The 25290-nt window shown below is 67.9% G+C and carries 20 protein-coding genes, 2 tRNA genes and 2 pseudogenes; 14 read left to right on the forward strand and 10 right to left on the reverse strand.

The window, feature by feature from the left end:
* Positions 1 to 1055: 1055 nt before the first annotated feature.
* From ABZV91_RS17275 to ABZV91_RS17285, 3 genes and pseudogenes are all read left to right on the forward strand, one after another.
* Positions 1056 to 1145, forward strand: a pseudogene (locus tag ABZV91_RS17275) (hypothetical protein); the annotation flags it as partial.
* 108 nt (positions 1146 to 1253) lie between these two features.
* The gene (locus ABZV91_RS17280; RefSeq protein WP_355242199.1) at positions 1254 to 1415 is read left to right on the forward strand and encodes a hypothetical protein; all 162 of its coding nucleotides are present in this window, start codon (positions 1254 to 1256) and stop codon (positions 1413 to 1415) included.
* Between the two features lie 260 nt (positions 1416 to 1675).
* Complete coding sequence (locus tag ABZV91_RS17285; protein WP_355242334.1) at positions 1676 to 1762, forward strand: IS3 family transposase; 87 nt, start codon at positions 1676 to 1678, stop codon at positions 1760 to 1762.
* A 76-nt stretch (positions 1763 to 1838) separates the two neighbouring features.
* Here ABZV91_RS17285 and ABZV91_RS17290 read toward each other — a convergent pair whose 3' ends face one another.
* Entirely contained in the window at positions 1839 to 2642 is an 804-nt protein-coding gene (locus tag ABZV91_RS17290) for a hypothetical protein (protein ID WP_355242202.1), read from the reverse strand.
* A gap of 448 nt (positions 2643 to 3090) precedes the next feature.
* Here ABZV91_RS17290 and ABZV91_RS17295 point away from each other — a divergent pair, with 448 nt between their 5' ends.
* The gene (locus tag ABZV91_RS17295) at positions 3091 to 6387 is read left to right on the forward strand and encodes a (Fe-S)-binding protein (RefSeq protein ID WP_355242205.1); all 3297 of its coding nucleotides are present in this window, start codon (positions 3091 to 3093) and stop codon (positions 6385 to 6387) included.
* A 180-nt stretch (positions 6388 to 6567) separates the two neighbouring features.
* Positions 6568 to 6792, forward strand: a complete 225-nt coding sequence (locus tag ABZV91_RS17300) for a hypothetical protein (RefSeq protein WP_355242208.1) — start codon at positions 6568 to 6570, stop codon at positions 6790 to 6792.
* Between the two features lie 236 nt (positions 6793 to 7028).
* Here the strand turns inward: ABZV91_RS17300 and ABZV91_RS17305 are convergent, their stop codons facing one another.
* Positions 7029 to 7460 carry a PPOX class F420-dependent oxidoreductase gene (locus ABZV91_RS17305; RefSeq protein ID WP_355242211.1) on the reverse strand — a complete coding sequence of 144 codons (432 nt, stop codon included), beginning with the start codon at positions 7458 to 7460 and terminating at the stop codon, positions 7029 to 7031.
* A 183-nt stretch (positions 7461 to 7643) separates the two neighbouring features.
* On the opposite strand from ABZV91_RS17305, the gene ABZV91_RS17310 reads away from it, so the two are divergent.
* Together ABZV91_RS17310 and ABZV91_RS17315 are read left to right on the forward strand one after the other, a co-directional pair.
* Complete coding sequence (locus ABZV91_RS17310) at positions 7644 to 8420, forward strand: phytanoyl-CoA dioxygenase family protein (RefSeq protein WP_355242213.1); 777 nt, start codon at positions 7644 to 7646, stop codon at positions 8418 to 8420.
* 54 nt (positions 8421 to 8474) lie between these two features.
* Positions 8475 to 9128, forward strand: a complete 654-nt coding sequence (locus tag ABZV91_RS17315; protein WP_355242217.1) for a Uma2 family endonuclease — start codon at positions 8475 to 8477, stop codon at positions 9126 to 9128.
* A gap of 102 nt (positions 9129 to 9230) precedes the next feature.
* Here ABZV91_RS17315 and ABZV91_RS17320 read toward each other — a convergent pair whose 3' ends face one another.
* The 3 genes from ABZV91_RS17320 to ABZV91_RS17330 form a co-directional block, all read right to left on the reverse strand.
* Entirely contained in the window at positions 9231 to 10376 is a 1146-nt protein-coding gene (locus tag ABZV91_RS17320) for an acyl-CoA dehydrogenase family protein (RefSeq protein ID WP_355242220.1), read from the reverse strand.
* Positions 10376 to 11608 (reverse strand): acyl-CoA dehydrogenase family protein, encoded by a 1233-nt coding sequence (locus tag ABZV91_RS17325; RefSeq protein WP_355242223.1) that lies wholly within the window; start codon positions 11606 to 11608, stop codon positions 10376 to 10378. Before ABZV91_RS17325 ends, ABZV91_RS17320 begins: the two co-directional genes overlap by 1 nt.
* A gap of 453 nt (positions 11609 to 12061) precedes the next feature.
* Positions 12062 to 12628: a YdcF family protein gene (locus ABZV91_RS17330; RefSeq protein WP_355242226.1), complete on the reverse strand. Its 567-nt coding sequence runs from the start codon at positions 12626 to 12628 to the stop codon at positions 12062 to 12064.
* A gap of 269 nt (positions 12629 to 12897) precedes the next feature.
* On the opposite strand from ABZV91_RS17330, the gene ABZV91_RS17335 reads away from it, so the two are divergent.
* Positions 12898 to 14220 (forward strand): UDP-glucose/GDP-mannose dehydrogenase family protein, encoded by a 1323-nt coding sequence (locus tag ABZV91_RS17335; protein WP_355242229.1) that lies wholly within the window; start codon positions 12898 to 12900, stop codon positions 14218 to 14220.
* A gap of 155 nt (positions 14221 to 14375) precedes the next feature.
* Positions 14376 to 16073, forward strand: coding sequence for an Hsp70 family protein (locus ABZV91_RS17340; protein ID WP_355242232.1), 1698 nt, complete (start codon positions 14376 to 14378; stop codon positions 16071 to 16073).
* A gap of 447 nt (positions 16074 to 16520) precedes the next feature.
* On the opposite strand, the pseudogene ABZV91_RS17345 reads toward ABZV91_RS17340, so the two are convergent.
* The 3 genes and pseudogenes from ABZV91_RS17345 to ABZV91_RS17355 all read right to left on the reverse strand — a co-directional run.
* Positions 16521 to 17744: pseudogene (locus tag ABZV91_RS17345) on the reverse strand (YibE/F family protein); the annotation flags it as partial.
* Between the two features lie 321 nt (positions 17745 to 18065).
* Positions 18066 to 19310, reverse strand: coding sequence for a pyridoxal phosphate-dependent aminotransferase (locus ABZV91_RS17350; protein WP_355242234.1), 1245 nt, complete (start codon positions 19308 to 19310; stop codon positions 18066 to 18068).
* A 187-nt stretch (positions 19311 to 19497) separates the two neighbouring features.
* Positions 19498 to 20874, reverse strand: coding sequence for a helix-turn-helix transcriptional regulator (locus tag ABZV91_RS17355; protein WP_355242237.1), 1377 nt, complete (start codon positions 20872 to 20874; stop codon positions 19498 to 19500).
* Positions 20875 to 21110: 236 nt separating this feature from the next.
* Here ABZV91_RS17355 and ABZV91_RS17360 point away from each other — a divergent pair, with 236 nt between their 5' ends.
* Complete coding sequence (locus tag ABZV91_RS17360; protein ID WP_355242240.1) at positions 21111 to 21578, forward strand: hypothetical protein; 468 nt, start codon at positions 21111 to 21113, stop codon at positions 21576 to 21578.
* Between the two features lie 31 nt (positions 21579 to 21609).
* Here the strand turns inward: ABZV91_RS17360 and ABZV91_RS17365 are convergent, their stop codons facing one another.
* Positions 21610 to 22110: a hypothetical protein gene (locus tag ABZV91_RS17365; RefSeq protein WP_355242243.1), complete on the reverse strand. Its 501-nt coding sequence runs from the start codon at positions 22108 to 22110 to the stop codon at positions 21610 to 21612.
* A 93-nt stretch (positions 22111 to 22203) separates the two neighbouring features.
* Here ABZV91_RS17365 and ABZV91_RS17370 point away from each other — a divergent pair, with 93 nt between their 5' ends.
* Complete coding sequence (locus ABZV91_RS17370) at positions 22204 to 22770, forward strand: helix-turn-helix domain-containing protein (RefSeq protein ID WP_355242246.1); 567 nt, start codon at positions 22204 to 22206, stop codon at positions 22768 to 22770.
* 341 nt (positions 22771 to 23111) lie between these two features.
* Here the strand turns inward: ABZV91_RS17370 and dcd are convergent, their stop codons facing one another.
* On the reverse strand, positions 23112 to 23687 hold the full coding sequence (gene dcd / locus ABZV91_RS17375; protein ID WP_039827206.1) for a dCTP deaminase: 576 nt from the start codon (positions 23685 to 23687) through the stop codon (positions 23112 to 23114).
* A 145-nt stretch (positions 23688 to 23832) separates the two neighbouring features.
* On the opposite strand from dcd, the gene ABZV91_RS17380 reads away from it, so the two are divergent.
* From ABZV91_RS17380 to ABZV91_RS17390, 3 genes are all read left to right on the forward strand, one after another.
* A complete protein-coding gene (locus ABZV91_RS17380) occupies positions 23833 to 24207 on the forward strand; it encodes a VOC family protein (protein WP_355242249.1) in 375 nt (124 codons plus the stop codon).
* A 92-nt stretch (positions 24208 to 24299) separates the two neighbouring features.
* Positions 24300 to 24373 (forward strand) — tRNA-Gly (locus ABZV91_RS17385).
* A gap of 745 nt (positions 24374 to 25118) precedes the next feature.
* A tRNA-Ser gene (locus ABZV91_RS17390) sits at positions 25119 to 25189 on the forward strand.
* The last annotated feature ends 101 nt before the right edge of the window (positions 25190 to 25290 follow it).

Raw genomic sequence — 25290 nt, forward strand, 5'->3', positions numbered from 1 at the left:
GCGCCCGCCCGCCCGGGGGCCAACACCACCCCCCCGGGGGTCTTAAACCTCCGCCCGGGTCCCCCCCCGCGGGGGGCCCCCCCCCCCGTCCACCCTTCCTGGGGGGGGGCGCCGGCGTCCCGGCCCCCCCCCCTCTCGCCTGTCCGGGACCCCTGCCCTTCCCAGCTGCCACTGGCCGCGGGCCCCAGAGCTCCACGGCATCGTTCTTGCGGAACTCCGCCCCGCCCCCGGCGCGGGCTGCCCAATAGCCCGATCCAGCGGGGCGCGGACCCAACGGACCTACCCGTTTATGGCTCTCGTCGCCGCGTCGGCAGCAACAGACCTCCCGGCCGCGCAATCAAATCCCCTAGACGTACAACCGAAAGGGCCGACAGCGGCAAGTGAACTGCTCCCCGGAAGTTGGACTGAGAATTCAGTTCCGACTACCGGGGAGCAGTCATGTCTGCACGAAGTTCGCTGTCTGGGGACCAGCAGGCGGCAGCGGTAGCCTTGTTCGAAGCCGGCTGGGGCAATAAGTCAGTCGCTCGAGGTCTGGACGTCAGTGCTCCGGCGATCGACCGGCTCTATGACCGGTGGCGGGTTCGTGGAGGTGGTGCGCTAGTGGCCAAGCCGACCAAGAGGTCATTCGGCTTCGAGTTCAAGATGGAGCTGGTTCGTCGTTTCCTGGCTGGGGAGACCAAGGTCTCGATGGCCAGGGAGTTCGATCTTTCCTCCCCGAAGCTGGTCGAGACGTGGGCGCGGTTGTACCGCAAGGGGGCGAGGACGCGCTATGGCCCAGGCCGAGGGGACGCCCGCGGGCAGACTCCGGCGCCCCGGCTGTCGAAGAGTCGGAGCTCACGCGGCTGCGCCGGGAGAACGAGCGACTCAAGGCCGAGGTTGCCTACCCGAGAAAATTGAGGGCCTCGAGGGCGCAAGAACGACGGTGAAGGTCCGCCCGGTCATCGCACTCAAGGCCGAACACCGCCTCGATCTGCTAATGAGCGCGGCCGGTCTTGCCCGCTCGACGTTCTTCTACCATCAGGCCCGACTGAACACAATCGGGGCTGAAGACCGCGATCGGTGAGGTCTTCGCGGCGGCCAAGGGCCGCTACGGGCACCGCCGGGTCCAGGTGGAACTGGTCAAAAACGGGTGGCGAGTCGCGAAGAAGACCCTTTTCAAACTGATGCGCCGATTGGGTCTGATGTGTCGGGTCCGCCGACGACGGCGCTACAACTCGTACCGCGGCCAAGCCGGCAAAGTCACCCCCAACCTGATGAAACGCGAGTTCACCGCCGAGGCACCGAACCAGAAGTGGGTCACCGATGTCACCGAGTTCGCCGTGGCGGACCGGAAGGTCTACCTGTCTCCGGTGATGGACCTGTTCGATCGCAGATCATCGCCTATTCCTGGTCTATCTCTCCGAACCTGGCCCTGACCAACACGTCCTTTGAGAACGCTCTGGCCACGTTGCTCCCGAACCAGGCACCGCTGGTGCACACCGACCAGGGCTACCACTACCAGCACGAGTCCTGGCGTCTACTGCTTGCCGAAGCGGTGCGACCCAATCGATGTCACGCAAGGGCAACTGCCTGGACAACGCTGTGATCGAGAGCTTCTTCGGCCACCGCAAAGAAGAACTTCCACCACGCCACCTTCCTCAGCATCAATGCCTTCACCACCGCGCTGGAGGACTATATCGACTGGCACAACAACGACCGGACCTCAACAACACGTGAGGGCCTGAGCCCGGTCCAGTACCGAGCCCAGGCCCTCACTGCCTAGCCTTTAGAAACCAGGTCCAACTTCCGGGGGCCAGTTCACAAGCTGTCGGCCCTTTCGGTTGTCCGGATGAACGGGGTTACTTCTCCGCGGGTGCGGGAGCGGGCTCCTCTTGGGTGACGGGCTTGCCGTCATTGGCCCATTTGCTCGTGCCGGCGGGAGCCTGAATGGTGTTGATCAGTTCCATTCCCGCCACGGCGAGCGCGGGGCCACCGAATGCCACGGTGCCCAGGATGCCGCCGATACCGGCGCCGGCGACCGCGGCCGGGATGCAGCCCACCGCGAAGAGGGGCAGACCGAGGATGCAGCCGACGATACCGCCGGCCACGACGCCGATCGCCGTACCCAGGAATCCGCCCACCGCGGTGGCCAGGGAGAACTGGGTGGTGAACTCGTTCATCGCCGACTGGTTCTCCGAAGGCGACGCGATCGGCTTCGCGGTCAAGTTCACCGCGTTCACCGGCTGCGCGACCTGGATATCGGTCTTCTCCGGCGTCAGCTCGAGGACGGTGTCATCGTTCTTGAGCACCGGTTTCACCGGAACCTCGGTACCCGCGACTGAGAAATCAAGCGGCCAGGAGACCAGAAGGTTGCCGAGCTTGTCCTTTACCTCGACGAACTCGTCCTTCTCCGGGGCCGCGGCCTCGCCGCCCTCGGTGACGGCCGGGTCCGACACGGGCTCCACTTCTTTCTCCACAATCGAGAACGAGCCCCCCTGCAGAGTCGCGACGACCGTCTTCTCCACCAGCTGCAGGGAGTAGTTGACAGGCGTCGGCTTTTCCGGTGCAGGGGCCTGGGCCGGATCGGCGTGAGCTGTGCCGAAGCCCATAGCGAGCGAACCGGTGACCAGTGCGGCGATCACAGTGGATCTCGGGATTGTCATCCATTTCCAATCGGGTGTGGTGCGTCCCATCTCAACGCGAGGTGGTCGATGTGACCGAACCCGGAATCCTCCCCGAGCGTTATGAGATGTCACGCTTCATGATAGATCGGGCTGAGCGTAGTCGAATGCACTGTCAAATGGCGAGATTCGTTTCCCAAGCGTAAGAATCCCGCCGGTAAGCCTGGGCTTATCACTACCCTCGGCAACCGGCCCTTTACGGTGTTAATCAGCCCTTATGCGCTTTGGGCAGCAAACTGAAAAGAGTGATATTGATCACGCCGCGATCCATGCGGATAAGCCCAGGCAGGCGCACCGGAGGGCTGACGCAGATCGTACAGTGGACACCATTAGTTACTGGTGGGTAACTTACTGGCGGTTACGATACGAGCCGGACGGGGTACTGCTCAGTTCCCCCTACCTCGTGTTGCTTCGAAAGAAAGGTCGCGACATGAATGCCCTGACAGTGACGCTGGGCACCCTGGGAGCGGCGCTCAGCCTGCTGTGTTGGGCGTCGTTCTTCGGCGGCGTCCGGGATATCGTCCGCGCCATCATGCTGGGCCAGCCCGCCCCGGACCGCTGGCGACCGTTCTTCCCGCGCTTCAAGCAGATGCTGGTGGAGTTCCTGGCCCACACCCGGATGAACAAATTCCGGACGGTGGGCTGGGCACACTGGCTGGTGATGATCGGGTTCCTGGGTGGCGCGATCCTTTGGTTCGAGGCCTACGGTCAGACCTTCGATCCGGCCTTCCACTGGCCGCTGATCGGCAACACGGCGATCTATCACCTGTGGGACGAGATCCTCGGCATCGGAACCGTCGTCGGCATCGTGACGCTGATCGTCATCCGCCAGCTGAACCATCCGCGGGTACCGGAGCGGCTTTCCCGGTTCAGCGGCTCCGCGTTCGGCCCCGCCTACGTCATCGAGGCCATCGTCCTGCTCGAGGGCCTGGGCATGATCTTCGTGAAGGCGGGCAAGCTCGCCACCTACGGGCACGCTCACGCCGGTACCGACTTCTTCACCATGCAGGTCGCCAAGCTGCTGCCGGCGAGCCCCACTCTGGTGTCGATCTTCGCCTTCATCAAGCTGATGTCCGGTATGGCCTTCCTCTACTTCGTCGGCCGCAACATCACCTGGGGCGTGGCCTGGCACCGGTTCTCGGCCTTCTTCAACATCTATTTCAAGCGTGAGGACGACGGTGATGTCGCCCTGGGCGCGGCCAAACCGATGATGTCCAAAGGCCGTGCCCTGGACATGGAGAACGTCGACCCCGACACCGATACTCTCGGCGCCGGGCGGATCGAGGATTTCTCGTGGAAGGGCTGGCTGGACTTCACCACCTGCACCGAATGCGGTCGCTGCCAGTCGCAGTGCCCCGCGTGGAACACCGGTAAGCCGCTGTCACCCAAACTCCTCATCATGTCGCTACGCGACCACGGCCGGGCCAAGGCGCCGTATCTGCTGGCCGGTGGCAGCAAGGACATGGGCGGCGACGAGGTCGGCCTGGTCGACGGAGAGGGCAACCCGGACGAGAAGAAGCTGGCCCGGGTCTCCGAGGCCGCGCGCGCCGAGGCCGAGCGCCCGCTCGTCGGCGACCACGAGGTGAACGGGATCATCGACCCGGAGGTGCTGTGGAGCTGCACCACCTGCGGCGCCTGCGTGGAGCAGTGCCCGGTCGATATCGAACACGTCGACCACATCATCGATATGCGCCGCTACCAGGTGCTCATCGAATCGGATTTCCCGTCCGAACTCGCGGGCCTGTTCAAGAATCTGGAGAACAAGGGCAACCCCTGGGGCCAGAACGCCAAGGACCGGCTCAACTGGATCAACGAGCTGGACTTCGATATCCCCGTCTTCGGCCAGGACGCCGACAGCTTCGACGGCTACGAATACCTGTTCTGGGTCGGCTGCGCCGGCGCCTACGAGGACCGCGCCAAGAAGACCACCAAGGCCGTCGCCGAACTGCTGGCGACCGCCGGGGTGAAATTCATGGTGCTCGGCCAGGAGGAGACCTGCACCGGCGATTCGGCCCGGCGCGCGGGCAACGAATTCCTGTTCCAGCAGCTGGCGATGCAGAACATCGAGCTGCTGAACTCGGTGTTCGAGGGCGTCGAGCAGGAAAAGAAGAAGATCGTCGTCACCTGCGCGCACTGCTTCAACGCGCTCAACAATGAATACCCGCAGGTGGGCGGCACCTACGAGGTCGTGCACCACACCCAGCTGCTGAACCGGCTGGTGCGCGGTAAGCAGCTGGTCCCGGTGGCCCCGGTCTCGCAGAACGTCACCTACCACGACCCCTGCTACCTCGGCCGGCACAACAAGGTCTACAACGCTCCGCGTGAGCTGATGGCCGCCTCCGGATCCACCCTGGTGGAAATGCCCCGGCACGGCGAACGGTCCATGTGCTGCGGCGCCGGCGGCGCCCGTATGTGGATGGAAGAGCAGCTGGGTAAGCGGATCAATATCGACCGCGTGGACGAGGCGCTCACCACCTCACCGGCCAAGATCGCCACCGGCTGCCCGTTCTGCCGGGTGATGCTCACCGACGGTGTGACCGCCCGCCAGGAGTCCGGACAGGGCGAAGGCGTGGAGGTCGTGGACGTCGCGCAGCTGATGCTCGAGTCGATCGAGCGGCAGCAGCCGGACCAGTTGACCGCCAATCTCACGGTGGTCCAGGAGCCCAAGGCCGAACCCGAACCGGAACCCGAACCGGTCGCCGCCGAAGCCGAAGCCGCGCCCGCGGTGGAGAAGGCGGCGCCCAAGGGCGGCGGCCTCGCCATGAAGGGCCCGGCCAAAGCACCCGGTAAGGGACTCGGCATGAAGGGCACCGCCAAGGCGCCCGGGGCCGAAGCCGCGGCACCCGCGGCCGGAACCGAGGACAAGGCGGCACCGGCCGCCAAGGGCCTCGGTATGAAGGGTGCCGCGAAAGCCCCCGGCGGCAAAGGTCTGGCGATGAAGGGCGCGGCCAAGGCGCCCGGGGCCAAGGCCGAACCCGCTCCCGCAGTCGAGGAGACCGCCGAGGCCGCCACCGCTCCGCCGGTGAAGGGTCTGGGTATGAAGGGTGCCGCGAAGGCACCCGGCGGCAAGGGTCTGGCGATGAAGGGCGCCGCCAAAGCGCCGGGCGCGAAAGCACCGGGCGCGAAAGAGCCCGCTGCCGAGAGCTCTGCTCCCGCCGCCGAACCGGCTACCGAGGAGTCCGCAGACACCACCGCGAGCTCGGCACCGAGCGAAACCAAACCCACGGTCGCGGCCAAGGGCCTGGCGATGAAATCCGGATTCAAACGGCCCGGCGCCAAGGCGCCCGGCGCGAAGGCGGCCCCGAAGGCCGAGACGGCTCCGGCCACGGAATCGGCCACGGAATCGGACGCCGAATCGGCCACCGCGGCGGCTCCCGCCGAGAGCAAGCCGTCGAAACCGGCCAAGGGCCTGGCGATGAAATCCGGATTCAAGCGCCCGGGCGCCAAGGCACCCGGTGCGAAAGCGCCGGCGCCGAAGGCCACCGCCACACCGGCTGCCGAGGTCACCGCGGAATCGTCCTCGGCGACCACCGCGGAATCGTCCTCGGAAGCCCCCGCCGAATCGGCACCGGAGCGCACGGAGGAAACGACGCCGAAGGCCACGACCGAGACCGGAGCCGCCGGTAACGGCAGCGCGGGCAACGGTTCGGGGGCGACCCCGCCGCCGGCCAAGCCGGGTGCGCTGGGCTTCAAATCCGGCGCCAGGGCACCGGGCCGCAAGGGCTGACCAGAACAGTACGAATACCAGCAGGGCCCGGCGGAACCCGCGGGTTCTAGCGGTCCTCGCAACACCTACGAGTTGTAGGAGTTGCGAGGACCGTGGCATTTCGAGCGTCTGATGGGTTGAAGCAGAGGTTTTTCGGCTCTGCTTTCTGCGGGGCTCACCACCGAGGTGATCCGCCGGGTATTGCCGTGCACCCGCGACGCGGTCGGCAGGATCGAGCCGCGCGCGGAAGTCGTCGCGGTCCTGCAGACCGAGATCGACCGAATGGACGCATTGGCCTCGGACCTGGCCCGTTCCCGCGAACTCCTCGCCTCGATCCTGCTCGACTCGGGTGTGCCACCGTCCGGCCGGGACGCCCGGGCGCCCGCGGGCGCCCCCACCCTCGAGGAACCGACTCCCGGACCTTGATTCCGGCACGGTGGAGTTCGCAGGCTCGTCCGTCGCCGCGTCGTGTGTGAGCGCGCCGTCCGAGCACAGATTCAGTGGTCGCACGTCTTCGGCTCGGAACCGATGCCGAGCGGCGGGCCTCGGCGATCACACGGGAAACGGCACGCGGCCCGCGGTGCCGACCGGCACCCGCCCACGCGCACCGGCCGATACACGAGCGGTACGACCGCCGTGCGGAGCCGGGGAAAAGGTGCGACTCAGCGCAACGCAGCGCCGTACACGTTCTGCACCGCGAGTTCCATGAGGACCCGGCGGTCGGCGACCATGACCGTCCGGTACTCGTCCCAGTCCGGGTGTTCGCCCGCCGCCTTCCGGTAGTAGTCGACCAGCGCCTCCACCTCCGGTCCGTGCGGGTCGGCACCCGGGCCGGTGAGGGTGACCGTGCCCTCCGCGGTCGCCCAGGCCCAGCCGTCGGCCCGGGTGACCTCCAGCGCCGCCCGCGGATCACGACGCAGGTTCACGGTTTTGGCCCGGCCCTCGGTCATCGAGACGTAGATGGTCTCGGCCGCACGGTCGTAGTAGGGGGTCACCGGGGACAGCTGCGGCAGACCGTTGGATTTGATGGTGGCCAGGACGCCGAGCCGGCTCTCGCTGAGCAGGGTGCGCGGATCGAACTGCGTACTCGTCATATCCGGGTCCAAGTCGGGCGGGCGCAACGGTATTCCGGAACCGATGGAAACGAGGGCCGGCCGCGCAGGTCGGCTCGGGCGTTCGGTGGAGGGTCGCAGCGGGCGCCGTCGTGCAGAGCGTATGACCCCGGCGTGCGGGAAAATCACTGGCGCGGGGCATCGGCACCGGCTGCAATGGAGCCCGTGCTCGACGACGTACAGGTGGCCTCCTTCATCGACAACGGATATGTCCACGTCCCCGACGCATTTCCACGTGCACTCGCCGAGGAGTGCCGCGAGATTATATGGCAGGACCTGGATGCCTGCCCCGACGATCCCGCCACCTGGCCCACCCCGGCGGCCTTCCGGCCGGATTACCCGAGCGCACCCTTCGTCTCCGCCGCGGCCACCCCGCGGCTGCGCTCGGCCTACGACGCGCTCGTCGGTCCCGGGCGCTGGGCGCCGCGCCGTAGTCTCGGCGGTTTCGTGATCCGCTTCCCGGGTCAGGAGACGGCCGTACTCGACGGCTGGCATGTCGACGCCAGTTTCCCCGGCCCCGATTCGTCGCCCACCGATTATCTGAGCTGGCGGATCAATATCCATTCGAAGGGCCGGGCGCTGCTGATGTTGTTCCTGTTCTCCGATACCGGCGAGCGGGAGGCACCCACCCGGCTGCGGGTGGGCTCGCACAAAGAGGTGGCCCGGATACTCGAACCGGAAGGCGACGCCGGTCTCGACGCCCGCGAGCTCGCCGCCCGGGCCGACCCGGCCACCGCCGACCTCCCGACCACCCACGCCACCGGCCGCGCCGGCGACGTCTACCTCTGCCACCCGTTCCTGGTCCACGCGGGACAGCCGAACCGCGGATCCCACCCCCGGTTCCTGGCCCAGCCCAACCTCGAGCCGACGCACCCGTTGCGGATCACCGGGCCCGGGCCGTTCTCGGCGGTCGAGACGGCGATCCGGGCCGCGACAGGGTGACCGGGTTCCGCTCGATGCGGCGAATACGGGCCTGACCAGGCATACGATGGTGCCATGTCCCTGCCGCACACCGAACGGCCCGAGCTTCCCGAGTACATGACCTGGGAGGAACTCGAGCAGCTACCCGAAGAGATCGCCGAGCAGATCGAGCTGTGGGACGGGCGAGTGGTATGGCTACGCCGGGGGCCCATGGAACACCAAGCTTTCAGCCGCCGCCTGACGAATGCTCTCGAAAGCTGCGCCCGGAAGACCATGGCAGCAGACCCGCAACATTGCTGGCGAGTCGAAACCGAGACCAACGTATTCCTGGGTAGTCACGGTAAGTCCGATTTTTTGACCCCGGACTTCCTGGTGTGCCGGTGTCCGAGGACGCCGTTCGAAGATATCCGGGCAAGTACCACGCTGCTGGTTGGCGAGGTTCTGTCACCGTCGAATACTCAAACCGATATGGAGGCGAAAAAAGGCCGGTACGCGAGCGCAGGCATCCCTTGGTACTGGGAGGTCACCTTGGCCCGCGAAGTGAGCGCGATAGCAACGGTTCGCGCCTACGGGCTGGAGACCGGACCCGGGCGGTTGCCCGGAGGCGTGCGCCCGCTCCGGTCGGCCAACTATCTCCTGGCCGGCGAATGGAGCCCGGGGGACCCGGACGGCATACGCATCGAATTCCCCTTTCCCATAACAATTCCGTGGACGGAACTCGAATACTGATTCCGGTCCCGGTCGCGCGGTGAGCCCCCTCTGGACGAACCACCACGCGACCGGACCTTCCGCACCGCGCTCGGGCGCACGGGTGAGCACGGTGCGGTCCGATCAGATTTTCGTCGCCGCGATATAGCGCGCGAGATGATCGGAGCTGGAGCCGAATTCGTATTCGATGGCGGTGAGCCGCTTGAAGTAGTGGCCGATGGCCAGTTCCTCGGTCATACCCATCGCACCGTGCAGCTGGACCGAATTCTGGCCGATGAAACGGGTGGCCCGGCCGATGGTCACCTTGGCGGCCGAGACCGCGCGGGCCCGTTCGGCGGGTTCGGCTTCTACCGCGTAGGCGGCCAGATAGGCGGCGGCGACGCTCTGCTCGAGTTCGATCAGCATATCGACCATCCGGTGCTGTAGCGCCTGGAAGCTACTGATCGGCACCCCGAACTGCTGCCGCTGCTTGGTGTATTCGACGGTGTCGTCGAGCACCTTGCGCATCAGGCCGACGGCCTCGGAGGCGACCGCGGCGATCGCTTCGTCCACCGTGGCATCGATCGCGGGCCACGCCTGTCCCTCCTCGCCCAGCAACGCGCTCGCGGGCACCCGGACCTCGCTGAAGGTGAGATCGGCGGCGGCGCGATCATCGATGGTGCGGTACTGGTGCGCCTCGACACCGGCCGGCGGGGCGGCGGGATCGTATTCGACCAGGAACAGCGAGATCCCGTCCTGATCACGACGCTCGCCGGAGGTGCGCGCGGAGACGATCAGATGTGTCGCGACGGGCACGCCGGTGACCACGATCTTCGATCCGTCGATCACCCAGTCGTCGCCGTCGCGGCGGGCGGTCGTCGCCACATCGTGGCGCGCTTCGCCGGACTGCGGTTCGAGCGCGGCGAAGGCCGGCCGCACGGTGCCGTCCGCGATGCCACGCAGCAGCTCACCGGCCCGTTCGCCACCCGAACGGCGCAGCAGCCCTCCGCCGACCACCACGGTGTCGACATAGGGTTCCACGACCAGGGCGCGGCCCAATTCCTCGGCGATGATCATGCCCTCGATCGGGCCGCCGCCCGAACCGCCGAATTCCTCCGGCAGGGTGAGGCCCAGGACATCCAGTTCGGCCAGCCCGCGCCAGATCTCGGGCTGCCAGCCGGGACCGGATTTGACCGCGGTACGGCTTTTCACCAGGTCGTATCGGGCGGCGAGAAAACCGGAGACCGCGTCGCGCAGCATCTGCTGTTCGTCGGTGAAGGTGAAGTCCATCAGAGCCCCAATGCTGCCTTGGCGAGGATATTTCGCTGGATTTCGTTACTGCCCGCGTAGATCGAACCGGCGCGATCGTTGAAATAGCGCAGCGGCGCGACAGCCTGCCACTCGGCGCCGCTGAGGTAACCGTCCGCGGGCGGGGTGTATTCGGCGATCGGCCCGCCCGGCGCGGTGGCGTGCGGCTGGTAGACCCGCCCGCGCGGTCCGGCGGCGGTGAGCGCCAGTTCGGTGAGCTGCTGGCTGAGCTCGGTGGACAGGATCTTCAGCATGGACGAGGAGGTGCCGAGATCCTTGCCCTGGGCCATGGCGGCCAGGGTCCGGAACTCCAGCACTTCCAGCACCTCGGTGCGGATCCGCGCGTCGGCGAGCTGGGCGGCGAAATGCGGGTCCTCGCTGAGCGGGTTACCGCCCCGGCCGGGCTGTCCGGCCGCCGCGGTGGCGATGTTCTGGGCCATGGCCTGCAGCGCCGGGGCCATGGCACCGCCGCCGCGCTCGTGGACCAGCAGGTATTTGGCGACGGTCCAGCCGTCGTCGATCTGCCCGAGCACATTGCTCTTGGGCACCCGCACATTGTCGAAGAAGATCTGGTTCTGCACCTGCTCGCCCGAGCTCATCACCAGCGGCCGGATCTCGATACCGGGCGCGGTCATATCCATCAGCAGGAAGGTGATGCCCTGTTGTTTCCTCCCCGCACGCGAGGTGCGGACCAGCGCGAAGATCCAGTTCGCCTCGGTGGCGTGGGTGGTCCAGATCTTGCTGCCGGAGATGAGGAAGTCGTCGCCGTCGGAGACCGCGGACATATTCAGCGCGGCCAGGTCGGACCCGGCTTCGGGCTCGGAGTAGCCCTGGCAGAAGAAGACCTCGCCGGTGAGGATGCGGGGCAGGAAGTAATCCTTCTGCTCGTCGGTGCCGAACGCGATCAGGGCCGGGGCGACCATTCGGATGCCCATGGGCGACAGCGCGGGTGCGCCGGCCAGGGTGAGTTCCCGGCTGAAGATGTAGTGCTGGGTGAGCGACCAGTCGCAACCGCCGTACTCGACCGGCCAGTGCGGCGCGGCCCAACCCCGCTCGTGCAGGATGCGCTGCCATTCCAGGCTCGCTTCGTGGTCGGAGTAGACACTGGTCATCAGCCGGCCCGCGGTACTCACCTCGGGTGTCAGCTTCTCGGCCAGGAACGCTCGTACCTCGTCTCGGAAGGCCCGCTCGGCCTCCGACCAGTCGTAATCCATACACGCTCCCGAAGGCTTCATGCGTCGTCGCAGCGGGTCCGGTGAGTACCGGCGCTAGTGCGAATGTAGCCAGGTCACCGGTACCGCGTCAAACTGAAGGCATACGCCCTCATATCTGCGCGGCTCCCGTGTCCGCCACCACCGGAGCACCACCTCCGTGATCGGTGCGGGCCCCGGTTCCGGAGCGACAGAGCGAAGAAGCGCAGCGACCGAGCGCGGAGTGGTCCGGAGGATCCCGAAGCCGAGGTTCGTCCGGACCACCTGCAGCGACGCGGAGTGCGGCCCCGCCGGGTCTGCGGCGACTGCGCGAATGAAGGCCGGCACCGTGTCGGCCGGGTCGACACCGTGGGCCTTCGGCCCCGGTCCCGAATGTGACATCCGGAGTAGACGAGGTGTGCGCGGGCCTCCGCCTCGACACGTGGGTAGGCCCACAGCCCGGTGAGTGCTCGATGGTCACCTATCCGACCGCACACAGCACTCCTCGAAAACCGCCTTCGCGTACCCCACCGATTGATAGATGTAGTCGTAGGCCCAGCGCGGCACCGACAGCCGCGGGCGGGTGTCCACGAACAGCAGCTGCCCGTCCCAGCACTTCCCGAGCACGAACCTGGCCCGGGAGATATGCGGGGTGAAGGTCACCACGATGACCCGCTCCCAGCCGTGTTCCCGCGCCTGGTCGGCGAGATAGCGTCCCTCTCCCCGGGTCGTACGCGGTGACGGATCGAAACAGACCACCTCGAAGCTGTACCCGCCGTGACAGATCCGGTTCACCAGCGGGCTGTCCTCGTACGGGTTGGAGATCAGTACCCGCGGCGCGTATCCAGCGCGGGCCAGCCGTAGCCCCAGTTCTTCCCGTCCGTCGTGGGCGCCGCCGAGCACCAGGATGGCATCGGCGGGCGCGGGCTCCTCACGCTGCGGACTCACATAGACCGGCCACAGTCCGAAGACCAGTACGACGACAGAGACCACCCCCGCGGCGAGGACGAGTCGGCGGCGCACGGCCGCGATCCTAATCGGCACGGTCCATCCACAGAGATCCACAGGACGCGTGTGCCCGGACGAAAGCGCGGCACGCGGACCGCACGCCGCCGCAGCGCTCGCGGCGTCACACAGCACGCACTCCGGGGCGAAAACGACGGTACGCGGGGAGCACGCGGCCGCCGCCGACGCGGACGTATGCCCTGCTCAGCACCGTTCGGCGGACCGCGTCGCCCGGTGTACACCTGCTGTTGACCGGCACCTCGCCTCGGTTTTCTGGTGTGTGCACCGACGGGGATTACCAATCGATCATGCGATGCACAGTCTTCGGAACCGGGTACCTGGGGGCCACGCACGCAGCGTGTATGGCCGAGCTCGGGCACGATGTGATCGGGGTCGATATCGACCCGGGCAAGGTCGCGAAACTCTCCGACGGTGTCACTCCCTTCTACGAACCCGGCCTCGAGGCGGTACTGCGCCGCAATCTCGACGCGGGCCGGCTCAGGTTCACCACCTCCTATGCCGAAGCGGCCGACCATGCCGATGTCCATTTTCTCGGGGTCGGCACCCCGCAGAAGAAGGGCGAGTACGCCGCCGACCTGAAATATGTGCACGCGGTCGTGGATACGCTCGCACCGCTCATCACCCGTCCCACGGTGATCGTCGGCAAATCCACTGTGCCGGTGGGCACCGCCGCCGCACTCGGTCGCCGCGCCCGCGCCCTGGCCTCGGTGGACGTGGAGGTCGCGTGGAATCCCGAATTCCTGCGCGAGGGTTTCGCGGTCGAGGACACCCTGCGGCCGGACCGGCTGGTACTCGGCGTGGACGAGCAGCGCGAGCGGTCGGCCTGGGTGCGCGAAGTGGTCGAGGAGTTGTACGCGGAGCTACTGGCCGCCGAGGTCCCCTTCCTGCTCACCGATCTGGCCACCGCGGAGCTGGTCAAGGTGTCCGCCAACGCCTTCCTGGCGACCAAGATCTCCTTCATCAACGCGGTATCCGAGGTCTGCGAGGCCACCGGTGCCGATGTCACGGTCCTGGCCGACGCCCTCGGTCACGACGCCCGCATCGGCCGCCGCTTCCTGAACGCGGGGCTCGGCTTCGGCGGTGGTTGCCTGCCCAAGGACATTCGCGCCTTCATGGCCCGGGCCGGAGAACTCGGCGCCGACCACGCGCTGGCCTTCCTGCGCGAGGTCGACAACATCAATATGCGCCGCCGCACGAAGCTGGTGGATATGGCGGCCCGTGCCTGCGGCGGATCGCTGCTCGGGGCGAACGTGGCGGTGCTCGGCGCCGCCTTCAAACCCGAATCCGACGATGTGCGCGACTCCCCCGCCCTGAACGTGGCCGGCATGATGCAGCTGCACGGCGCGGTCGTCACCGTCTACGACCCGAAGGCCCTGGAGAACTCCCGGCGCGTATTCCCCACCCTGAACTACGCCACCTCGGTGGTGGAAGCCTGTGATCGCGCCGATGTGGTGCTGGTCCTCACCGAATGGAACGAGTTCGTACAGCTGCACCCGCGGGATCTGGACGCCGTGGTGCGGACACGCTCGATCATCGACGGTCGCAATTGTCTCGATCGGGCCGCCTGGCGCTCGGCCGGATGGGTGTACGCGGGGCTGGGCACCCCGTAGCATCGTGGGGCCGGTGGGCTCACGCCGGTGACTGCTGCCTCCCGCGGCGACGGGACCGAGCGGTAGTGTCGGAAGAGTGATTCGGGGGATGAGCCGTCACCATCGACCGGGCGACGCTCGCAGATCGTGAAGCGGGAAGTACGGATGGGCTGCCGATGAGTTCAGCATTGGGAGTGTCGGTGGGAACCGGCGCGATCCGCTTGGCGCGCCCACCGGCGGGCGCCGCGACGCCCGACCCACAGTCGTTCGAGCTGCGCACCTTCGTCGTACCGCCCGAGACCCCGAGCGCCGAGCGGGCCGCGCTCTCGGTGGCCGCCGCGTTGAACTCCGATCCCGGGATCGTCCGGACCGTGCTGGCCTGCCGCGATGAACTACAGGCCGAGGCCATGCACGTGGCGATGGCCGAGCACGGGCTCGACAATTACGACATCGTGCCCGATATCGGGGCCACCATAGAATTCGCCACCGCCTCCGGCGCATTGGCCGGCGTCAGCACGCTCGGCGTCTACGACCTGGGCGCGTCGGGTCTGTCGGTCACCGTCGTGGAGGTCGCCGAGGGGCAGATCGTGTACACCGAACGCACCGGCGATATCAGCGGCGAATACTTCGATTCACTCATCCGCGAACAGCAGATCAATTCCGGCCGGATCGCCCATCCGCCGGATCCGGACGGTCTGGCGCGGCTGGATGCCCTGTGCCGGGCGGCGAAGGAGAAACTTTCGGGGACCTCCGCGGTGGCACTGCCCAGCGATTACGGACCGGTACTGCTCACCCAGGAGAATTTCACCGCCCTGATCGGCCGGGCCGTCGAGACCTCGGTGCACACCACCCGCGAGATCATCGGCCGTTCGGGCCGTGCGGTGCAGGCTGTTCTCGCGGTGGGCGGTGGCGTCCGTATCCCGTTGGTCAGCCGCACACTCCGGGAAATCCTGGAGATGCCGGTGCTGGTGCCGCCGGAGCCGGAGGCGGCGACGGCGCGTGGAGCCGCCCTGCTGGCGCGGCTGGCGCCGGAATCGCGGCCGGCCACTGCCCCGCCGCGCTCGGACGGTCCGGTGCCGTCGCTCGCGACCGCCGCGGTGCGGCCGGCCGATATCACGGCCCCGCCGCCCGCGCCGGAGGTCGGTATCTTCGGGGCCGAACTCGACATCCCCCCGGTGACACCGGGCGACGCGGCCACGAAAGCGACCGTCGCCGCTCCGGCGGTCTCACGACCGAATGTGCCGATGCCGCAACCCGGTATCTTCGGCCCGCCCGCCGGTACCGCGGTCGACCTGCCGGCCGGCTCGGTCGCGCACACCGGTGCCGTCCCCGAACGGCCCGGCCTCGAGAAATACCCCAGCGGCGCCGCCGCGGCGCCGCAGACCGTGGCGGCGCGCCCGGTCGGATCCGCGGCCCCGCAGCTGACGCCGGAGGAGGATCCGCCGACCGTCGCGCTCCGGATCCCGCAGAAGCTGCTGCCCCGGCGCTCTTTTCGCGAACCTCCACAGCGGCGCCGTGAACTCGGCGCCGCCGCGGTGGCCGTGAGCGCACTCGTGGTGGTGGCCGCGATCGGTATCGGTCTCGGCTACGGCCAGCACATGTTCCGCCAGGAATCGACCACCGTCGAGGGTACGACCCCACCGCCGGTGACCTCGTCGGCCTCGCCTACGGCGCGACCCGGTATGGCGGGCGCGTCGCTGACCACCGCGCCGGAACACGAATCGCTGGCCGAGCCACCTCCGGTGGCGGCCCCGCGGGAGACCGAGGCGCCCACGACCACCAACGGCCCGAACACCTTCCAGGTGCCGGGTCTGCCGCCGATCGTCGTCCCGACGCTCCCCCCGCTGTTCCCACCGCCGCCCCCGACCCGCTGACCGGCCGAGGCGCCGTACTCTCCGGGCCGACCCGACCGGTCAGCCCTCGCCGTAGCCGGGGCCGGCCCGGCCCGAGCGCGGCCGACGCGTCTCGCGCTGCTCACCGCTGTACGGCCACTGGTTGTCGGGACGCGCCGGTCCGGATTGCCGGTCCCCCGGCTCCGGCCGGCCGGGATACCGCTGCGCGGACCGCGGCGGCCCGTACTGCCCACCCCTTTCGACCGGTGTCTCACCGGTGCGGGAACCGGGGCGCTGATCGCCGGAGCCGCCGCGCGGTACCCGTGGCTGTTCGCCGGTCGTCGGCCACGGTTGATAACCACGGCCGGACCGTTTCCGCGCGCCGCCTTCGGAACCGCCGGGGCGGGGCACCTTCCGGTGCGTACCGGTATCCGCGCGCCGGGCGGCTCCGGCCTTCCGGGCCGGAGCGGCCGGACCGCCGGCGGGTTTGTTGCCGAAGGGCCGCGCCAGCATGACCGCGATACCTGTCGTCAGGGGCACCGACAGCGCCAAGCAGATACCGCCGACCGCCGACCGCGCGATCTCGATGGCCACCGCGTCGCCCACCAGCACATCCCGGATCGGCCGGCCTGCGACGCTGAACAGCAGCAGCAGCGGCAGCGCTCCACCGGCATAGGCCAGGACCAGGGTGTACACGGTACTGGCGATATGGTCGCGGCCCACCCGCATGGCGGCGGCGAACACTTCGCGGCGGCTCGCCTTCTTGTCCAGTTCCGCGAGTTCGAATGCCGCGGACGCCTGGGTGATGGTCACATCGTTGAGCACACCGAGCGAACCGATGATGAATCCGGCCAGCAGCAGACCGGTGATGCTGACGTGCTCGATGTAGGTCGCGACATTGGTGTTCTGCTCCTCGGACAGACCGGTCAGTGCCGTCGCCTCGATGGTCAACCAGGACAGCACCGCCGCCACCACCATGGAGGTGAGGGTGCCCAGCAGCGCCGAACTGGTGCGCAGATTCACACCATGCGCCAGGTACAGGACCGCGTACAAGATCAGTGAGCCGGCGACCAGCGCGACCGGTATCGCGGGTTTACCGTCGAGCAGTGCGGGAAGCAGGAAGACCACCAGCACCGCGAAGGCGAAAACCAGGCCGAGCAGCGCACGGACCCCGCGCCAGCGGGCGACCACCACGATCACCACGACGAAGGCCAGCACGATGAGGCTCAGTGGCATCCCTCGCGCGTAATCGTCGAACGAGTACAGGGGAGTACCGTCCGGCCCGGTCTGCCGCACGATCCGCAGGTCGTCGCCGGCGGCCAGATCGGGTTGCCCGGGGCCCGGCGCGATTTCCAGCAGTGTGTGCTTGCCCTCGTGCGGACCGGATTCGATGGCGATCAGACTGCGCTGGCAGTCATAGACCTGCATGGTGGGCGGCTGGGGTTCCCCGTCGAAGACCCGGCCGATGGACGGACTGCCGCAGGCGCCGAGATCCTGCCGGATCACCTTCCCGGCTTCGGTGACCACCGCGGTCCCGTCGGCGTTCTGCATGGGCAGCGGGATCTCGACCTGTTGGCGGTCGGGCCACAGGGCGATGGTGGCGACGACGACAATGATGCCGATTGCGACCAGCAGACCTACCACGACGCGGGCCGCGGTCGCGCCGATGGCGATCGGCGCGGAGTGGTCGTGATGGTGATGGTGGTCGCTCACCCCGGTCAGCCTAGAGGATCCGCAATCGGCTCATGTTACCGGCAGATGCGGCTTACGCTGCGATTTCGCTGAATTCCGAGGACCTCGGGAAGGGGCGGCGGAGAGCAGGGGGATGTCTCCGCCGCCCGCGGGCAGGCGGCCCAGGGGGGTAGGCGGCCTAACCCGAGGACCAGGTTGCCCAGGGGGGGTAGACAACCTGGCCGGGCACTTGAAGTGCCGAGGACCACTGTACACACAGCATCCTCTTTTGTGCCAGTAGGTTCGGAAAATTGGGTTTATTCCGGATGGAAGGTCGGTTTTAACCCGGGGTAACCCGCCTCGCTACTGTCGATAGTTCGCGAGGAAATTGCCGAAACGCTCTATGGCGACGGCCAGATCGCGTGCCCAGGGCAGGGTTACGATCCGCAGATGATCATGGTGCGGCCAGTTGAAACCGGTGCCCTGCACCATCAGGATCTTCTCCTGTAGCAGCAGGTCCTGAACCAGTTTCTCGTCGTCGTGGATCTCGTGTACCTCGGGGTCCAGCCTAGGGAACGCATACAGCGCGCCTTTGGGTTTCACGCACGACACGCCGGGAATCGCGTTCAATCGCTCCCAGGCCACATCACGCTGCTCCAGCAACCGCCCGCCCGGCAGGATCAGATCCTCGATGCTCTGATAGCCACCGAGCGCGACCTGAATGGCGTGCTGTGCGGGCACATTCGGGCACAGCCGCGACGACGCGAGCAGATCCACCCCCTCCAGGAACCCGGCCGCGTGCTCCTTGGGCCCGGTGATGGCCAGCCAGCCGGACCGGTACCCCGCCACCCGGTAGGCCTTGGACAGACCGTTGAAGGTGAGGCACAACAGATCGGGCGCCAGCGTGGCGAGCGAGATGTGTTTGGCGTCGTCGTAGAGGATCTTGTCGTAGATCTCGTCGGCCAGCAGCAGCAGCCGGTGCTTACGCGCCAGGTCGACGAGCTGCTGCAGCACCTCCGCCGAGTACACCGCGCCGGTCGGGTTGTTGGGATTGATCACCAGCAGCGCCTTGGTGCGTTCGGTGATCTTCGATTCGATATCGGCGATATCGGGCTGCCAGCCACTGGCCTCATCGCACATGTAGTGCACCGGGGTGCCGCCGGCCAGGCTGGTCATCGCCGTCCAGAGCGGATAGTCGGGGGCCGGGATCAGCACCTCGTCCCCGTTGTCCAGCAGCGCCTGCATGGTGATGGTGATCAGCTCGGAGACCCCGTTGCCGAGGTAGACGTCGTCGACATCGAGCTCCGGGAAGCCGGGGACCAGCTCGTAGCGGGTCACGATCGCCCGGCGAGCGGGCAGTATGCCCTTGGACTCGGAGTACCCCTGCGCGGTCGGCAGGGCGGCGATCATATCCCGCATGATCACATCGGGGGCCTCGAAGCCGAAGGGCGCGGGGTTACCGATATTGAGCTTCAGGATCCGGTGACCCTCGGATTCGAGCCGTGCCGCGTGTGCGTGTACCGGTCCACGGATCTCGTAGACGACATTCTGCAGCTTCTTGGACTGCTCCAGAATCCGGGGCGCGGGGTGCGAATGGCCAGTACTCACCCGATCCATGGTGCCACCAGGAGCAAGCGGATATCCGGTCCGCCCCGGCCCGGCCCCGGACCGTTACCGCCGCGCGAGCCGAGCGCACCGGGGCCCCGGCCCGCACCGGGCCGGGAAACCCCGGCGATATCCCAGCGCACCCGCGCTCGCTCGATCAGCTCCCCGCCCGCGGGACCGAGAGGGCCGGTTACCCGCTACCCGGGGGCAGGCTGCGCGACGCCGTCGATCCACAGAATTCCTCGATCCGCTCGTCGAGCGCCCGCGCCTCGGCGACCCCGCGGAAGGCCGGCGCGCAGATCCGGCGCCGCAGGCCCGTCAGGCGTTCCTCCAATTGGGCGATCCGTTTGTCCTCGTCGAGGGCCAGGACGGGCAGCAGTGCCGCCGCGGCGCCGTCGAGGCTGCCGTTGATCAGATGAGCGGCGGCCGAATCGACGCGCGCCAGCGATTCGGCGCCGTAGGAGCGCTGCCGCGCCGGGCCGGTCCGGTAGAGCTCGATGGTGCGCTCGGTGGCCGCCAAGGCGGGTTCGGCCAGGCCGAGATGGATATAGGTCGCGCCCGCGTAATAGCCGGCTTTGGCGTCGGAGAAACCGAACACTCCGCCCACCTCGTCGTGCAGGCTGTCGGCTCCGGCCCGGGCACTCGCGTCGGCGGCGGCGCGGAGGCACCGTTCGGTGTCGGCGGTGCTCCCTATCTTCGACCAGATCCGCGCCTCGATATTGTGCAGGCGCACCGCGGCGGTGGCCGAATCCGCGTACTCCTGGCCGTGCTGCGCCAGCTGCAGGGCCCGGTGCGGCCGTTCCGACCAGTATTCGATCAGCGCGTGCATCCCCCGCGCCCAGGCCCGTAACCCATTGTGACCGCACAGTTCCGCGTAGGCCCAGGCAGCCCGGATCTGTTCCCCGGCGGCATCGAGGTAGCCGAGATCGGTACTCGCGTTGGCGAGCAGCCCCGACAGCGAGCCCGCCAACAGATATAGGTGGCCGGTATCCGAGGGACGCTGATGGCCCTCCAGCAGCCGGTACACCCGGCGCCGCACCCGCAGCATCTCCACCATCATCGGCATGGGCGGGGTGTGCACGTAGTCGTTCGCGATGCGCGTGACATCGGCGTCGAGCTGGTCCAGCGTGCTCGGACCGATATTCGTGCTCTCGGCCCGGCCCGCGTGTTCGCTCGCCTCGTGCGCTGCCGCCATGATCAGATCCCTCTCCGAAATCGCCGCCAGTCCTTCCCCGCGGGCCGCACCGGTATCGATGAGGGCCAGGAGTTCGGCGTCATTGGAATATCCGCCGGGCGCGGCGTACCGGCCGGCGTCCGGGAGCGGACCGGGAACAGGTTCGGGGACGCTCAACGCCGCGAACCGGCTCCGTTCGACATCGTCGGAGCGGGCCAGACAGGTATCCAGGGCAGCCTGATTGACCGGACGCGGATGCACCCGTTCGCCCCCGGCCTCCCATTTGGACACCAGTCGTTCGTGCACACCCAGATGTGCCGCGAACTCCCGGATACTCATCCGCTTGGCCTCGCGAAGCGCCCGGGCCTCCCTTCCAGACCACTGGCCGACCACGTTGTCACCCTTTCCGAACGATTGCCTTCTCCAGGGTACGAGCCGAATGTGACTGCAACCACAAGGAATCCCGCCACTACGGGCAAGGGCAGCGCAAGGGCAGTGGAACGGGAGCGTGTAGGCGCTTCCGGCGCGCCGGTGCGGACGAGATCCTGGAAAGACAGGTCGGCGAGACCGGCACAGGCCGTGGCTCGGCACGCCAGGGAGGCTCGGCAGCAGGAGGCAAGGGGTTCACCGTGAACGTGGAAAAGCTCAGAACGGTCGACGACTGGGCCGCGTACTATCGCCACGCATTCGGGTTACCGGCCACCGAGCGCGGCGGTTTCGTCATGCTGCCGATCACCAGCCGGGCCTGCGTCGTCCACCTACCGATCGAGCGCGCGAAAGCCGTACGCGACCTGCTGGATTCCCGGGAGATCCGAGTCCCCATGCTCGCCCGCCAGATTCGCTGGAGCTTCCTTGCCTATCCGGACCGGCGGCCGGATCCGGAGGTGGTGGAGATGTTGCAGCGCATCGATATCGACATCCCGGGCGTGGGGAGCGCCGTCATGCTGCCCACCGGGCTGGGCCGCTGGAACCGCGAAGGGTGCAACTGGGTCGTACCGCCGGAACGCGACGGCCTGCTGCCCCCGCTGTCCTCGGTGATCACCGCCGCGTTGCTGGCCGGTGGCGCCGCGGAAGCAGCGCCGGACAGTTACCCGTGACCCGGCCGCCGAGCCCGGAGGGGCCACGTCCTCATCGCGGGGACAGGATCCGTGATGCCTCGGTGAGCAGGACCGGCGCGAAACGCCGATGCCCCGGGGAGACAGCGGCCCAGATCCGTTCACCCAGCCGGCGTTCGTAGTGGACGAAGGTGGCCACCGACGCGGTCCCGTCGCTGAGTTCGAGCACCAGACGCCCGCTGATCAGCCACGATCGGGCGCCGAGAGTGATCCAGGTGGCCCCGCGTTCGACGATCGGCCAGCCGGCCACCTGTCCGGCCGACGATCGGCGCCGCAGCCGCAGCCCCAGCACGACCCGCCAGACGAACTGCCCCCGCGCGCCGGCCACGTCGCCGAGAGCGGTGCGTGCCCATTCTTCCGGCGTCGCGGCCGCGCCGGGCGGCGTATCGATCGTGAACTGGTCGGCGTAGTCGTATACCGCCATACCGCTGTGCGCCCGGACCGATTCGCCGATCTCGTGCTGCCGGCGGGCGACCGGCTCGGCGGTCGGGCGAAGCTCGGAATTCTCGGTCATCTTCGACACCCACTTCCTGTTATACGCTGGCGTATATAAACAGTAGCGCGAATATACGGTGGCGTATAGATCGCGGTGCGTGAAGGGAGACACATGGGCGCGGTACGGACGACGAGCGCCGGCTGGATCGACGAAGGGTTACGCACCCTGGCCCGGGGCGGCCCCGATGCCGTCCGCGTCGAAGCGCTCGCGAAATCGCTCGGCGTGACCAAGGGCGGCTTCTACGGGTACTTCGCCGACCGCAACGCGCTGCTCGAGGCGATGCTGGACACCTGGGAGCGGCGCAGCATCGACGATGTACTGGAAAGTGTCGCGCGCGAAGGTGGCGACGCCCGGGCCAGGATCCAGCGGGCCGGCGCACTCACCCTCTCCCCCGAACTCCTGCCCATCGACCTCGCCGTGCGCGACTGGGCCCGGCGCGACGACGAGGTCGCGGCCCGCCTGCGCCGGGTGGACAACCAGCGCATGGCCTTACTGCGCGAAATGATCGGCACCTATTTCACCGATCCCGTGGAAGTCGAGGCCCGCAGCCTGCTCGCCTTCTGCGCGCGGATCGGTATGCACTTCCTGGCCGCCGATCCGCTCGACGGCACCGACCGCGCGGAGGTGCTGGCCCGCACCACCGACCTCGTGCTCGGACCGCGCGCGGACCACCCGTAGCGGCATCGGCTCAGTGATCGGCCACCCGGTGCGCGTCCGGTGGCCAGGCCCCCGTGGCGACGAGCACGGACCCCTCGCTCCAGCCCTCGACCCCCGGATCCGCCCGCACGTCTCGCCCCCATCCCCGCGCCGTCGAGCAGCATCACCATGGCGCGCTCGGCGTTCGTGACGAAGGCCGGCGACCGGCCGCGTGAGCTGATCGGCCACGTCTCGCACTCCCCACGGGCGATCCGCGCCCGGAGTGGCTCCGGCACGGGCTCGGCGGGCACAGTGACGCCGCCCCCGATCGCCCGGGACTCCGTCACGGGCCCGCCGACCTCACGGACGGACCCGCAGCATCCTCACCGGCTCGGCGTCGGGAAGTTCAGGTACGCCCGCGACGGCGTCGGCCCGCGCTGCCCCTGATACTTCGACCCGGCGCCCGCGCTGCCGTACGGGTTCTCGGCAGGACTGGTCAACCGGAACAGGCACAGCTGCCCGATCTTCATCCCCGGCCACAGGGTGATCGGCAGATTCGCCACATTCGACAGCTCCAGGGTGATGTGCCCACTGAAGCCGGGGTCGATGAAACCGGCCGTCGAATGCGTGAGCAGCCCCAGCCGTCCCAGGCTCGACTTGCCCTCCAGCCGCCCGGCCAGATCGTCGGGCAGGGTGCACACCTCCAGGGTGGACCCGAGCACGAACTCACCCGGATGCAGCACGAACGGCTCCCCCTCGGCGGGCTCCACCAGGCTCGTCAGCTCGTCCTGGCGCTGCGCCGGGTCGATATGTGTGTAGCGAGTGTTGTTGAAGACCCGGAACATCCGGTCCAGCCGCACATCGATGCTGGACGGCTGAACCAGGTTGTCCTCGAACGGTTCGAGCCCGAGCCGTCCGGCGGCGAACTCCGCCCGGATGTCACGATCGGAAAGCAGCACGCCACGAGCGTAGCGACCGCCCCGCGAGGCGAGCCCCCCGGTCCGCGCGGTCCAGTTTCCTGTCACCGCCCCCGGGCATACTCCACCCGTCGGGCGGAGCCCATCCACCGCCCGGTGAACCCGCAGCGAATCAGGAGGTACGCCCATGTCCGAGACGAGCGCGCACACCCATCACGGCATCGACTACATCGAACTCGCCGTCACCGACCTCGACGCCGCCAAGACCTTCTACCGGTCGGCGTTCGGCTGGGAGTTCAACGACTACGGGCCCACCTACGCCGGTATCCGCCGCTTCGACGGTTCCGACGGGGAAGCGGGCGGGCTTGCCGTCTCCGACGAGGCCGGCACCGGTGCCGGCCCCCTGGTCCTGATGTACTCCGACGACCTCGACACCACCCTCCGCGGCGTCGGAGCGGCCGGTGGCACGGTCACCGAAGGCCCCTTCGACTTCCCGGGCGGCCGCCGCTTCCACTTCACCGACCCGAGCGGCAACCAGCTCGGCGTCTGGTCCGAACGCTGACCCAGAGAGTGCGGACGGCCGGAGCGTGAACCGGAAGATTTAGAGCTCCGGCCCGGCCTCTGCTAAGCTGCCCTTCGCGCCTGTGGGCGCATGCCGGTGTAGTTCAATGGCAGAACTTCTGCTTCCCAAGCAGACGGCGCGGGTTCGATTCCCGTCACCGGCTCCACCGAAAGCCCACACGGACCAGGGTGGACCCGATAACTGCAGCGCGGGCACAACACCGTGGTCCCCAACCGATGCGCTGATTGCCGAATCCGTCGAAGTGGACGGAACTCCAAAGCGTTCGGGCTCATGACCAGTTATCCGCACAGCGGCGACGTCGTGGCCACCGCGGCCATCTCGTCGACTTTTCCGGTACAGCCGTCGCATGCCGGCTACGCCAATGAGTAAACCTCCAGATGCGTCCGAAACAGCCTGGCCACGGCCGCCGTCGATATCTTGTTCGGCACCGGCGGCGTCGAACCCGGCCCGATGCCCAGACCTCCCGGCCGTCGACTGAATCGGCTTCATCCTCGCGCGCAACGGCACCTCACCCCACCCCGCACGGAGAGGCGGTGTTATCGACGGCTGGCCGTCACCCTGTTCGGACGGGCTCGGGACCGGCAGTGATCACGGCATTGGTGACGATTGCACTCGTCCTCGGCGGAGCCTGAATCACCGATCTGGTGGGACGGTAGGTCGGCCATCGCGAAGGCGCTTCGAGGGGACGGGCTTTCTTCTGCCAGCATATTGGCAGGCAGTGCCATAAATCGGCGGTAACTGACGCTCCCCAGAACTGGCTCGGGATCCCGGCGGTAAGCGCTACATTGGACCTACTTCCGCTGCGAAGATCCGGGGCTACTCCATCTCTGGGATGAGATCCGTACCTCGGGCTACTATTTTCTCGGGAGCACAACTTCAGAGTGCGTATCGCCCGTTGCGTAGGTGGGAGTTACTTCCTCTGCTCAAGGGGTAACGCGGGTTCGAATCCCGCCGGGAGGCTTGCCTCCTGTCGTCTAGCGGCCCAGGACGCCAACGTTACTTCTGCCGTCTGTTTCTCGGGCGATTCACACCTCGCGTAGGGACCTGTTGCGCAGGTGAGGG

It is taken from the genome of Nocardia sp. NPDC004568 (genome assembly GCF_040609955.1).
Taxonomy (GTDB): Bacteria; Actinomycetota; Actinomycetes; order Mycobacteriales; family Mycobacteriaceae; genus Nocardia.